Origin of the sequence: Polaromonas sp. (assembly GCF_036676035.1) — a bacterium.
GTDB lineage: Bacteria > Pseudomonadota > Gammaproteobacteria > Burkholderiales > Burkholderiaceae_C > Polaromonas.
In genome coordinates, this window is record NZ_JAKFDR010000073.1 from 43341 (window position 1) to 54652 (window position 11312).

An 11312-nucleotide genomic window follows, 5' to 3' on the forward strand; every position below is an offset into this window, starting at 1 on the left:
AAAATCTTGGGCCAATGGCACTTTTTGCATTGGAACCGGCTCCAAACGGCGCTTGCATGGGTTAGGACGGTGACGCCTGTCCTGAGCGCGGGCCAAGAGGTCTAGGCCCAATGCTGGTCATTTAAGCGTTACCACCCCGTTCGGGCTGAGCTTGTCGAAGCCTGTTTGCACTGTGACGACCCTTCGACAAGCTCAGGGCGAGCGGTTAAGTGACGTGTATTGGGTCTAGGCCCCCACGGTCGTTCACAACGCGCGAGCTCCCTGCCCCCGAGGGGGCCGTCGCTTGCTCGGGGCGGCCCTTCGCTGCACGCTAAGCCGTTCATCCTTTTGCTTACAGATAACTCTGGAAGTTGACGCATGAAACGGTTACCCTGTTAACCCGCGTTTTTTTTCTCTCTCTCTATCAGGTTAGGCGGGCGTGATGGAGCCGACGCTCTCGCCACCATCTTTCACGGGCTCCAAAAACAGTTCGTAGGAGGTCACCATGAGAAGCACGCTTGCCGCACTATCCACAACGCTGGTGCTTGCCTGCCTGGGAGCGCCCGCCGTTTGGGCGCAGTCGGCTACCCATATGATGGTCATGCCAGATCAGATGAAATGGGCGGATGTGCCTTCGCTGCCACCGGGCGCGAAGATATCCGTACTCGAGGGCCCGCTCAGCGAAGCCGTCCCGTTTACCGCTCGCTTGAAGTTCCCGGCGAACTACCAGATACCCGCCCATTGGCATCCGGTCATCGAGCATGTCACGGTGATCTCCGGTACGTTCAACATTGGGACTGGGGACAAACTGGACGCCTCCAAAACAATAGCCCTGCCCGCTGGCAGCGTCGCCATCATGCAGCCCAAGACCCCTCACTTTGTCTGGACTAACGATGAGACCATTATTCAGGTCCACGGCGTGGGGCCTTCGGGAGTGAACTATGTCAATCCGGCAGACGACCCGAGGAAGAAATAGCGCATCCCTGCCCAAGCACATTCACTGGACTCCCCCTCAGCGTCGTTACGCCACATCTTTACACAATGGAGGAAGCCATGCGCGAAAATGAGAAACCGAAAACAGCTGCCCAACTGGTTGCCGATGCGCGCACCCGCATCAAGAGCCTTACCCCGGGACAGGTTGCTGCCGAGCTGGGCCAAGGCGCGCTCCTGATCGATCTGCGCGAGAGCGAGGAACGGACCGAGCACGGCTACATCCCCGGTGCGGTACACGCAGCGAGGGGCATGCTCGAATTCTGGGCGGATCCGACCAGCAGCCTGCATCGAGCGGAGTTTGACCCCAAACGCCGCGTCATCGTGCACTGCATGGCCGGGGGGCGCTCCTCTCTGGCTGCGGATACCTTGCAGCAAATTGGCTACGCCAACGTGGCCCACATGGATGGGGGCTTCGAGCGCTGGGCGAAAGAAGGACGCCCCGTTCAGGGTGGTCATGCCACTCCCTAGCTTTGAGCCTGGCATTTCCTCTTGACGGGTCATCGGCTGCGGCCTTCTGTTCAAAATGCGATTGCGGCAGCCAAGGTCTGAGCATCAGCCCCAGGCATTCATGCCCGGCCTTGCCCGAAAATTGATCTCTTTTTGATAGCTTATTGCGCGTATCCCGCGCGGGCTAGCGCTTGATTTGACCACCACTCCAACCGAAACCGAATGGCTTGCGGAGCTTGGACAGCCCATTCGTCGCAAATATTGCGGCGAATAAAGCCCTTAATCTCCGCACAAGCAGCGGAGATTCAACCTACAACCGGCAACGTTGGGCGGGAACCCTGGTGAATGAGCGGCAGATCAAACTCATCAACCGGTTGCTCGAGGGCTTCGAGGGCAAACTGACCAGCAGCAAGTGAGTGGCGAGCGGCGTGCTGAAGAGATCGGAGCCGGGTGGGCGCAGTGCGGCAAAACTACGCCATTGGATTACAATAACCCATGCTCCAAGCCATTGTTGAATTGCCTGAGTTCATTAAAAAAGCGCAAGCACTGTTCAACGAAACCGAGGCCAGAGCGCTCATCAGCTACTTGGCACAGCACCCCGCTGCAGGTGACTTGATGCAGGGCACCGGTGGTTTGCGTAAGTTGCGCTGGGCTCGTGAGGGACGAGGTAAAAGTGGCGGTGCTCGGGTCATTTATTGCTTTCACAGTGAGCGTATTCCGCTGTATTTGTTAACGGTGTTTGGCAAGGGTGAAAAGGCTAACTTGAGCCTTGCAGAAAGAGCTGAGCTGGCCGAGTTGGTTCAAATTTTGAAGCGCACTGCGTTGCGTTAACTGGGGGAAATGAGATGAGTGCATTCGCAAGTATCAAACAAGGGCTGCAAGAAGCTATTGCCCACAGCAAAGGAAAACCTGTGGCTGTACGCACGCATCGCTTGCCCGAGCTGAACATCAAAGCTGTGCGAGAGACCACTGGCCTGACGCAGGAGCAGTTTGCCTCCACCTTTGCCATTAGTTTGGGCACGCTGCGCCACTGGGAGCGCGGTGATCGCAAGCCCAGCGGCACAGCCTTGGTGTTATTGCACGCAGTGGCCAAACAGCCCAAGACGGTGTTGAAAATTTTGGAAGCTGTTTGATATGGGAAGTCAGGGGAATCAGGTCAGATTCCCCTGACACAAAAAGGCGCGATGGATACCTACTCCACGAACAGCGTGGTCGGGGATTCGAGATAGCCGCGCAAGGCCTGCACGAATTGGGCTGCGTCCACGCCATCAACCACGCGATGGTCGAATGACGAGGACAGGTTCATCATCTGCCGCGCCACCACCGCACCGTTACGCAGCACCGGCCGTTCCACGATGCGGTTGACGCCGACGATGGCCACTTCGGGGTGGTTGATCACCGGCGTGGAGACGATGCCGCCCAGGGCGCCGAGACTGGTGATGGTGAGGGTCGAACCGGTGAGTTCGTCGCGCGTGGCCTTGCCGGCGCGCGCGGCCTGCGCCAGGCGCGCCACTTCCGCCGCGCTGGCCCAGAGGTCTTTAGCCTCGGCATGGCGCAGCACCGGCACCATGAGGCCGGCGTCGGTCTGGGTGGCGATGCCGAGGTGCACTGCGCCATGGCGCGTGACCACGCCGGCTTCGTCGTCGAAGCGGGCGTTGATCTGCGGAAACTCGCGCACGGCCAGCACCATGGCCCGCACCAGCAGGGGCAGCAGCGTCAGGTGGCCGCGCTGCGCACCCCACTTCGCGTTGAGCTGCGCGCGCAGCGCCTCCAGCTCGGTGACATCGACTTCCTCGACATAGGTGAAGTGCGGGATGCGGCGCTTGGACTCCTGCATCTTTTGCGCAATGCGGCGGCGCAGGCCGACCACCGGGATCTGTTCTTCGTCGTGACGCTGCACAGGGCGCACGCCGGCCGGCACTCCCGCTCCATGAACCGCCCCATGCGCTGCAACATGGGCGTCGAGATCAGCCTGCATGATGCGACCGCCCGCGCCGGTGGCGGCCACCTGCTGCAGGGCTATGCCGAGCTCCCAGGCGCGCCGGCGCACGGCGGGCGAGGCGATGGGCCGTTCGCTCCGTCCCTCTCTGGGGGAAGGCTGGGATGGGGGCTGGCCTGCCTGCGTCGCTGGCACTGCTTGCACTGCTTGCGCTGCTTGCGGCGGCTGCCCCCACCCCGGCCCTCCCCCGGCAGGGGAGGGAGAAACAGCCTCTTGCGCCTGCACTTCAATGCGGATCAGCTCGGCCCCCACCGCCAGCACCTGGCCGACCTCGCCGCCCAGGGCCAGCACCTGGCCGACCACGGGCGACGGGATCTCGACGGTGGCCTTGTCGGTCATCACGTCGGCCAGTATCTGGTCCTCGACCACGCGCTCGCCGGGCAACACACGCCAGGCCACCAGTTCGACCTCGGCAATGCCCTCGCCGAGGTCGGGCATCTTGATGATGTGGGTTGTCATGTCAGTTGCTCCACTGCACTGTGAACGACCCACGACGCATGAAACGCGACGCCTGTTCGGGGAACACCGCGGAACCGGCTTTGCCGGGCCGCTGGTGTTGCCCCCTTGAGGGGGGAGGCGGCTACACGCAGTGAGCAAGCAACGGGGGTGGGTTTCATCCTAGGCCTCCATCGCGCGTTTGAATGCCGCTGCCACGCGCCCAGGGTCCGGGAAGTAAGCCCATTCCTGCGCATGCGGATAGGGCGTGTCCCAGCCGGTCACGCGTTCAATCGGCGCTTCGAGGTGGTAGAAGCAATGCTCCTGGACCAGTGCCGTCAACTCGGCCCCGAAGCCGTTGGTGCGCGTGGCCTCGTGCACCACCACGCAACGGCCGGTCTTTTTGACCGAGGCGACGATGGCCTGCAGGTCCAGCGGCCAGAGGCTGCGCAGGTCGATGATCTCGGCGTCTATGCCGCTCTCCTGCGCCGCCGCCTCCGACACGAAGACCATGGTGCCATAGGTCAGCACCGTCAGCTCGGCGCCAGGGCGAAACACCGTGGCCGACTCCAGCGGCACGGTGTAGTGCCCCTCAGGCACCTCGCCCAGCGGGTGCGTGGACCAGGGCACCGCCGGCTTGTCGTGGTGGCCGTCGAAGGGGCCGTTGTACAGGCGCTTGGGTTCGAGAAAAATCACCGGGTCGTCGTTCTCGATGCAGGCAATCAGCAAGCCCTTGGCGTCATAGGGATTGGACGGCATCACCGTGCGCAGCCCGCAGACATGGGTGAACAGGGCCTCCGGGCTCTGGCTGTGGGTCTGCCCGCCGTAGATGCCGCCGCCGCAGGGCATGCGGATGGTGATGGGCGCCGTGAAGTCGCCGGCCGAGCGGTAGCGCAACCGCGCCGCTTCGGAGACGATCTGGTCGTAGGCCGGGTACATGTAGTCCGCGAACTGCAGCTCGACCACCGGACGCAAGCCGTAGGCCGCCATGCCGATGGCCGCGCCGACGATGCCGCCTTCGGAGATCGGGGCGTCGAACACGCGCGAGCGGCCGTACTTGGCCTGCAGGCCGTCGGTGCAGCGGAACACGCCGCCGAAGTAGCCCACGTCCTGGCCGAAGATCACCACGTTGTCGTCACGCGCCAGCATCACGTCCATGGCCGAGCGCAGCGCCTGAATCATGGTCATTTGCATCATGAGCCTCCGAGCAACTGTCGGCGTTGTTGGCGCAGGTGCTCCGGCATATCCTTGTAGACGTCCTCGAACATCGCCGCGGCGCCGGCCATGTGGCCGGCGGCCAGCGAGCCGTAGCGTTCGGCCTCTTTGAGCGCGGCACCCACCTGGGCCTCCAGCTCCTTCTGCGTGGCTTCGTGCTCCTCTTCGGACCAGGCGCCGATCAGCATCAGATGTGTTTTTAGCCGCGCGATCGGGTCGCCCAGCGGAAAATGCGCCCAGTCGTCGGCCGGTCGGTAGCGCGAGGGATCATCCGAGGTCGAGTGCGCGCCGGCGCGGTAGCTCACCCATTCGATCAGCGTGGGCCCCAGGTTGCTGCGCGCACGTTCTGCTGCCCACAGCGAGGCAGCGTAGACGGCGAGGAAGTCGTTGCCGTCCACGCGCAAGGAGGCGATGCCGCAGCCGACGCCACGCGCCGCGAAGGTGGTGGCCTCACCGCCGGCGATGGCCTGAAAGGTCGAGATCGCCCACTGGTTGTTGACCACGTTGAGGATCACCGGTGCGCGGTAGACATGGGCGAAGGTCAGTGCGGTGTGGAAGTCCGACTCGGCGGTGGAGCCATCGCCAATCCAGGCCGAGGCTATTTTGGTGTCGCCCTTGATCGCCGAAGCCATGCCCCAGCCCACGGCCTGGATGAACTGCGTGGCCAGGTTGCCCGAGATGGTGAAGAAGCCGGCCCGCTTGTACGAGTACATCACAGGCAGCTGCCGCCCCTTGACCGGGTCGCGCTCGTTGGACATCAGCTGGCAGATCATCTCGACCATGTCCACGTCGTCGCGCGCCAGCAGCAGGCCCTGCTGGCGGTAGGTGGGAAAGCACATGTCACCGGGCTGCAACGCCAGCGCATGCGCGGTGGCGATCGCCTCTTCGCCCAGGCATTGCATGTAGAACGAGATTTTCTTTTGCCGCTGCGCGATCAGCATGCGGGCGTCGTAGATGCGCGTCTTCATCATGGCCCGCAGGCCCTTGCGCAGCCGCTGCGGCTCCACCTGCGGCGCCCACGGTCCGACGGCGCGGCCTTCGTCGTCGAGCACCCGCACCAGGCTGTAGGCCAGGTCGCTGGTGTCGGCCGGCGCGGCCTCCACCGGCGGGCGCCGCACCGCGCCGGCCGGTGACAGATGCAGGTAGGAAAAGTCGGTCTCGTGCCCTGGCCGCCCCGAGGGCTCAGGCACATGCAGACGTAGCGCTTGGTTTTGGTTCATCCGCACCCCCTGGAGCACATCGTAGCCCTGAGCCGCTCAAGGTGCAAACCAGGTCCTGCGTATCAGAAGCAGGCTTTAAACCCGGTTTTGCCCGGCATTCGCTCTCTTTTTGATAGCTAATTGCGCATGTTTTGCCTGGGTTAGAGGCCGATTTGGCCAGGCACTGACGGCAAACCGCCCTACCGCCCTACTTCAGCGCCCCAAACACCTTCTTCAGCACGGCGCTGCCGGTGCCGACCGGGTCTTGCCGGATTTTCTTTTCTTCTTCGCCGATGATCAGGTACAGGCCGTCCAGCGTCTTGCCGGTGACGTACTGCTGGATGTTGGCGTCTTCTTTTTTGACCAGGCCAAAGCCGGCTGCCTTGCCGGCGAATTCGTTGTATTTGTTGGCCAGCCCGACTTTTTCGGTGGCTTTGGTGACCACCGGCAAAAACTTCACGCCCAGCGGAGCGCGGGTTTTCTCGGCGAAAAAGTTGGTCACCGAGGTCTCACCGCCGGCCAGGATGTTTTTGGCGTCGGTCACGCTCATGGAGCGGACGGCGCCCACCAGCAAGTCCTTGCCCATGGGAACGGCGGCTTCGGCGGCGCGGTTGATCGAGGTCACCAGCTCGTCAACCCGCTTGCCCTGGCCCAGGGTTTTGAGGATTTTTGAGGCATCTTCGAGGTAACCGGGCAAAGGAATGCGAACTTTTGGGTTGCCGAGGAATCCATCTGTCTTGCCGAGCAAGGCCACGGCCGCCAGGGCGCCCTTTTCGAGGGCGGTTTTCAGGCCGCTGCTGGCCTCGGCATTGGTCAAATCGCCCAGTGAAAGGGCATGGGCTTGGTGGTAGGTGGCCAGTATCAGTGTGCCCAGCGCGCTGACACCGGCCCGGTTAAAATCTCGACGTAGCATGATGAGGTCCTTCCCGATGAAAAGAATGTCTAGCGCAGTATGCCGCATTGTGCTGGCCGGCTCGCTGGTGCTTGCCAGTGTGCTGGGCCTGTCAGCCTGCAGCGGCGTGCAGGCGGCCCCCGAAACGACATTTGTGCTGCTCGATGGCAGCAAAAAGACCACTGCCGACCTGAAGGGCAAGGTCACCCTTGTCAATTTCTGGGCCACCAGCTGCGTGACCTGCGTGGCGGAGATGCCCAAAATCATCTCGACCTACAACAAGTACAAGGGGCAAGGCTTTGAGACGGTGGCCGTGGCCATGAGCTACGACCCGCCCAGCTATGTGGTGAACTACACCGAAACCCGCAAGCTGCCTTTCAAGGTGGCGATCGACAACACCGGCGCGGTGGCCAAGGCCTGGGGCGAGGTAAAACTGACACCCACCACCTACTTGGTCAACAAGCGCGGCGAGATCGTCAAGCAGTATGTGGGCGAGCCGGATTTTGCGGCTTTGCACCAACTCATAGAAAAACTACTAGCCGAGACCTGACTCGGTTTTGCGGTCCCCAATAAAAAAGCCAGTTCAAAAGAACCGGCTTTTTTGTTGCCCCATTCAAGCAGGGGCCGCGGAACCGGCTTTGCCGGGCCGCAGGCGCAGCGGCCCCCTCGGGGGGCAGGGAGTTACGCGAAGCGAACGACCGTGGGGGCTACTGGTTCCGATAAGCGTCGTGGCAGGCTTTGCAGGTGCCGCCCACGGCAGCCACGGCAGTTTTGATCTGGTCGATATTGCCGGTTTTGCTGGCTGCAGCCAGCTTGGTCATCTCGCCCTGCATTTTTTCCGAAGCTTCCTTGAACTTGGCCGGCTCCTTCCAAATTTCCGGCTTGGCCTTGGTTTCGCCCTTGTCCGTGTCCGCCATAAAGCCGGCCCATGGCAGTTTTGACATGAAGGCGGCCGTTTCAGCACTCTCGGCAGCCACCTTGGCATCAAAAGGCGTACGGCCACTGGCCATGCTGGCAACGCGTCCAAAGTTTTGTTGCATCACGAACAGGGCGTTTTTGCGGTATTTGATGGCGTCTTCCGGTTTGGCAAACTGGGCGGAGGCCGGAGCGGCCAGGGCGGTCAGCGTGGCGGCGACAGCGATGCAGGCTAAAACTTTCATTGTTTTCCTCGTGGGTTTTGACTGACTGGGGTGATTGGCGGCTTACCGATAAACTGCCAAGCTGCTGGAGTTTAGCGGGGCCCGATAAGTTCCGCAGGAACTTCTGCGTTATGGGAAAGCACCAAGTGAGCAGCCCTGATCACAGCGGCATAACAGCGGCATCAAACAAAAACCATCACGGAAGCAAACATGAACAAGGTCAGGGTCTGGGATTTACCCACGCGCATTTTCCACTGGGCCCTGGTGGCCTGCGTCTTCGGGCTGGCGATCACCGGCACCTTGGGCGGCAATGCCATGGTCTGGCATTTCCGCTTTGGCTATTCGGTGCTGACGCTGTTGCTGTTTCGCATCATCTGGGGTCTGGTCGGGGGCCGTTGGTCCCGTTTTGGGTCCTTTCTCTACGCACCGCAAAGCGTGCTCAACTACCTCAAGGGGCGCGGCAAGCCCGAGCACTCGGTAGGCCACAGCCCGATTGGCGCCGGCTCGGTGTTTGCCATGCTGTTCATCCTGATCGCGCAGGCCGGCACCGGCCTGTTCAGCGATGACGAAATCGCCTTTGCCGGCCCGCTGACGCGTTTTGTTTCCAACGCCACGGTCGGCACGGCGACGAATTACCACAAGAATATTGGCAAATGGGTTTTGCTGGCACTGGTGGTCTTGCACATCACGGCCATCGTTTTCTACCTGTGGCGCAAGCACAATCTGGTCCATGCCATGCTGCATGGCGACAAGAAACTGGTGGCGCCTGTTCCCGCCTCGCGCGACGACACAGTCTCCCGCCTTGCGGCACTGGCGGTTTTGGGCGTTTGCGCGGCCACGGTGTACTGGCTCTCTAGCCTGGCCCCTGCCTTTTGACCACGACCACAGGCCCCGGGCCGGGCTGAAGCCAGTCAGAGCCTGCTGGCCAAAAAATCGATACACTTTGCCTTTCTGAGCCGATGACCGACGCCCGCCCCTACATCCAGTTCATCACACCGGCAAGCGCCGGGGAGCTGGATGCGACGCGCCTGATCTTCAGTGAGTACGCCGACAATCTGGGCATTGACCTGTGCTTCCAGAACTTCGAGGCCGAGCTGGCTGGTTTGCCGGGTGAGTATGCGGCCCCGCAGGGCGCCCTGCTGCTGGCGCTGGTCGATGGCGAGGTAGCCGGCTGCTGCGCGCTGCGCCCGCTTGATTCGGTGGATTACCCCAATGCCTGCGAGATGAAGCGCTTGTATGTGCGCAAGGCCTTCCGCCGCTTTGGCCTGGGCCGCCAGTTGGCTGAGGCAATTCTGGACGCTGCCCGCGTGGCGGGCTACCACAGCCTGCTGCTGGACACGCTGGACGAGATGGAGTCGGCCCGGGCGCTGTACGAAGACCTCGGCTTTGTGGATATCCCGCCCTACTACCACAACCCGATCGCCGGGGCGCATTATCTCAAGGTGGATTTGTAGCGAAATAGGCAGGTAGCCCTTGTAAATATTATGTTGACAGCTATTATTTTAATAGCATGCTTCAAAAATTACCACTAGGCAATTAACCGAAAAGGCGTAAAAAAACCGCCGGGTTTGACCCCAGCGGTTGCTTGGCGAAAGAAGCCGCTTCAGCCCTTGGCCTGGGCCAGCATCGTGGCCGCATCGCTGACTTCAAATTTGCCGGGGCCTTCAATATTGAGGGAGACCACCTTGCCGTCTTTGACCAGCATGGAATAACGGTTGCTGCGCAGACCCATGCCCTTGGCGGTCAGGTCCAGCGTCAGGCCCGTGGCTTGGGCGAACGCAGCGCTGCCATCGGCCAGCATGCGGACTTTGCCGTCGGTTTTCTGGTCGCGCGCCCAGGCACCCATCACAAAGGCGTCGTTGACGCTCACGCACCAGATCTCATCGACGCCGCTGGCCTTGAGTTCTGCAAATTTCTCGACATAACCGGGCACATGCTTGGCCGAGCAGGTCGGCGTGAAGGCGCCGGGCAGGGCGAACAGGGCAATGGTTTTGCCGGCGCTGGCCTTGACCACGTCCACGGCATTGGGACCAATGCTGCAGCCGTTGCCTTCAACCTCCGAATACTCCATCAGCGTGGCTGCGGGAAGGGTATCGCCTACTTTGATCATGGGTGCTCCTTGAAATGAGTGCAACTAGTGCAATGAGTGCGGGTAATGGCGGTGGCGCCAAACCCTTATTGTGAATCACGAACAGAAAGCCTTTTGGGTGCCGAGGTTTTCCGGGCGCTTTAAAGCCCGTCTTGTTTGCAGCGCAGAAAACAAAAACGGCCCACCAGGTGAGCCGTTTTTGAATGACATGCCGTCAAAGTCCTGTGGGACTTAGACCACAGCAGCTTTTTGCACCAGCTTGGTAACCACCCAGTTCTTGGTTTTCGACAGGGGGCGGCTCTCGGTGATCTCGATCATGTCACCCACCTTGTACTCGCCCTTTTCGTCATGGGCGTGGTACTTGCTGGACAGGGACACGATCTTGCCGTACAGCTCGTGCTTGACACGACGCTCAACCAGGACCGTCACGGTTTTCGCGCGCTTGTCGCTGACCACCTTGCCGATCAAGGTGCGCTTGAGGGATTTTTTCACTTCCGTCATTTTTTCGCTCCTTGCTTGACGAGGGTCTCGGCCAAAATGGTTTTGGCGCGAGCAATGTCACGACGCGTGGAACGCAGCGTGGCGGTGTTGGTGAGTTGTTGCGTGGCTTTTTGCATGCGCAGGCCAAAGTGGGCTTTTTGCAGCTCTTTGACTTCGGCTTGCAGGCCGGCAACGTCTTTTTGGCGCAGTTCAGTAGTTTTCATGGCTTCATTCTCCTGATTACTGGCCGATCATGCGGCTGACGAACGTGGTGCGCAGCGGCAGCTTGGCAGAAGCCAGGCGGAACGCTTCGCGGGCCAGTTCTTCAGGCACACCGACGATTTCAAAAACGATCTTGCCGGGCTGGATTTCAGCCACGTAGTACTCCGGGTTACCTTTACCGTTACCCATACGCACTTCAGCAGGCTTTTGGGAGATCGGCTTG

The 11312-nt window shown here is 61.3% G+C and carries 16 protein-coding genes and 1 pseudogene; 8 read left to right on the forward strand and 9 right to left on the reverse strand.

What is annotated here, in order from left to right; translation table 11 throughout:
* Nucleotides 1-484: 484 nt before the first annotated feature.
* From V6M61_RS12265 to V6M61_RS12285, 5 genes and pseudogenes are all read left to right on the forward strand, one after another.
* On the forward strand, nt 485-955 hold the full coding sequence (locus V6M61_RS12265) for a cupin domain-containing protein (protein WP_332776857.1): 471 nt from the start codon (nt 485-487) through the stop codon (nt 953-955).
* A gap of 77 nt (nt 956-1032) precedes the next feature.
* The gene (locus tag V6M61_RS12270; protein WP_332776858.1) at nt 1033-1440 is read left to right on the forward strand and encodes a rhodanese-like domain-containing protein; all 408 of its coding nucleotides are present in this window, start codon (nt 1033-1035) and stop codon (nt 1438-1440) included.
* Nucleotides 1441-1739: 299 nt separating this feature from the next.
* Nucleotides 1740-1832 (forward strand): annotated as a pseudogene (locus tag V6M61_RS12275) (Fic family protein); the annotation flags it as partial.
* Nucleotides 1833-1914: 82 nt separating this feature from the next.
* The gene (locus V6M61_RS12280; RefSeq protein WP_332776859.1) at nt 1915-2250 is read left to right on the forward strand and encodes a type II toxin-antitoxin system RelE/ParE family toxin; all 336 of its coding nucleotides are present in this window, start codon (nt 1915-1917) and stop codon (nt 2248-2250) included.
* Nucleotides 2251-2264: 14 nt separating this feature from the next.
* A complete protein-coding gene (locus tag V6M61_RS12285; protein WP_332776860.1) occupies nt 2265-2552 on the forward strand; it encodes a helix-turn-helix domain-containing protein in 288 nt (95 codons plus the stop codon).
* Nucleotides 2553-2611: 59 nt separating this feature from the next.
* Here V6M61_RS12285 and V6M61_RS12290 read toward each other — a convergent pair whose 3' ends face one another.
* The 4 genes from V6M61_RS12290 to V6M61_RS12305 all read right to left on the reverse strand — a co-directional run bounded on the left by V6M61_RS12290 (nt 2612) and on the right by V6M61_RS12305 (nt 7180).
* A complete protein-coding gene (locus tag V6M61_RS12290; protein WP_332776861.1) occupies nt 2612-3877 on the reverse strand; it encodes a dihydrolipoamide acetyltransferase family protein in 1266 nt (421 codons plus the stop codon).
* A 159-nt stretch (nt 3878-4036) separates the two neighbouring features.
* Nucleotides 4037-5047 carry an alpha-ketoacid dehydrogenase subunit beta gene (locus tag V6M61_RS12295; RefSeq protein ID WP_332776876.1) on the reverse strand — a complete coding sequence of 337 codons (1011 nt, stop codon included), beginning with the start codon at nt 5045-5047 and terminating at the stop codon, nt 4037-4039.
* Nucleotides 5047-6288: a 3-methyl-2-oxobutanoate dehydrogenase (2-methylpropanoyl-transferring) subunit alpha gene (locus V6M61_RS12300; RefSeq protein ID WP_332776862.1), complete on the reverse strand. Its 1242-nt coding sequence runs from the start codon at nt 6286-6288 to the stop codon at nt 5047-5049. Before V6M61_RS12300 ends, V6M61_RS12295 begins: the two co-directional genes overlap by 1 nt.
* 187 nt (nt 6289-6475) lie before the next feature.
* Nucleotides 6476-7180, reverse strand: coding sequence for a DUF4197 domain-containing protein (locus V6M61_RS12305; RefSeq protein ID WP_332776863.1), 705 nt, complete (start codon nt 7178-7180; stop codon nt 6476-6478).
* A 25-nt stretch (nt 7181-7205) separates the two neighbouring features.
* On the opposite strand from V6M61_RS12305, the gene V6M61_RS12310 reads away from it, so the two are divergent.
* On the forward strand, nt 7206-7709 hold the full coding sequence (locus tag V6M61_RS12310) for a TlpA family protein disulfide reductase (RefSeq protein WP_442957770.1): 504 nt from the start codon (nt 7206-7208) through the stop codon (nt 7707-7709).
* A 157-nt stretch (nt 7710-7866) separates the two neighbouring features.
* Here V6M61_RS12310 and V6M61_RS12315 read toward each other — a convergent pair whose 3' ends face one another.
* Nucleotides 7867-8319 carry a c-type cytochrome gene (locus tag V6M61_RS12315; protein WP_332776865.1) on the reverse strand — a complete coding sequence of 151 codons (453 nt, stop codon included), beginning with the start codon at nt 8317-8319 and terminating at the stop codon, nt 7867-7869.
* A gap of 189 nt (nt 8320-8508) precedes the next feature.
* Here V6M61_RS12315 and V6M61_RS12320 point away from each other — a divergent pair, with 189 nt between their 5' ends.
* On the forward strand, nt 8509-9174 hold the full coding sequence (locus tag V6M61_RS12320) for a cytochrome b/b6 domain-containing protein (protein ID WP_332776866.1): 666 nt from the start codon (nt 8509-8511) through the stop codon (nt 9172-9174).
* Nucleotides 9175-9257: 83 nt separating this feature from the next.
* Nucleotides 9258-9752 (forward strand): GNAT family N-acetyltransferase, encoded by a 495-nt coding sequence (locus V6M61_RS12325; protein WP_332776867.1) that lies wholly within the window; start codon nt 9258-9260, stop codon nt 9750-9752.
* A gap of 149 nt (nt 9753-9901) precedes the next feature.
* Here V6M61_RS12325 and V6M61_RS12330 read toward each other — a convergent pair whose 3' ends face one another.
* The 4 genes from V6M61_RS12330 to rplP all read right to left on the reverse strand — a co-directional run.
* On the reverse strand, nt 9902-10408 hold the full coding sequence (locus V6M61_RS12330; RefSeq protein ID WP_332776868.1) for a peroxiredoxin: 507 nt from the start codon (nt 10406-10408) through the stop codon (nt 9902-9904).
* 210 nt (nt 10409-10618) lie between these two features.
* Nucleotides 10619-10888 carry a 30S ribosomal protein S17 gene (rpsQ, locus tag V6M61_RS12335; RefSeq protein ID WP_332776869.1) on the reverse strand — a complete coding sequence of 90 codons (270 nt, stop codon included), beginning with the start codon at nt 10886-10888 and terminating at the stop codon, nt 10619-10621.
* Nucleotides 10885-11091: a 50S ribosomal protein L29 gene (gene rpmC / locus V6M61_RS12340; RefSeq protein ID WP_332776870.1), complete on the reverse strand. Its 207-nt coding sequence runs from the start codon at nt 11089-11091 to the stop codon at nt 10885-10887. Before rpmC ends, rpsQ begins: the two co-directional genes overlap by 4 nt.
* A 16-nt stretch (nt 11092-11107) precedes the next feature.
* The coding region (rplP, locus tag V6M61_RS12345; RefSeq protein ID WP_332776871.1) for a 50S ribosomal protein L16 at nt 11108-11312 on the reverse strand (205 nt) is incomplete at its 5' end.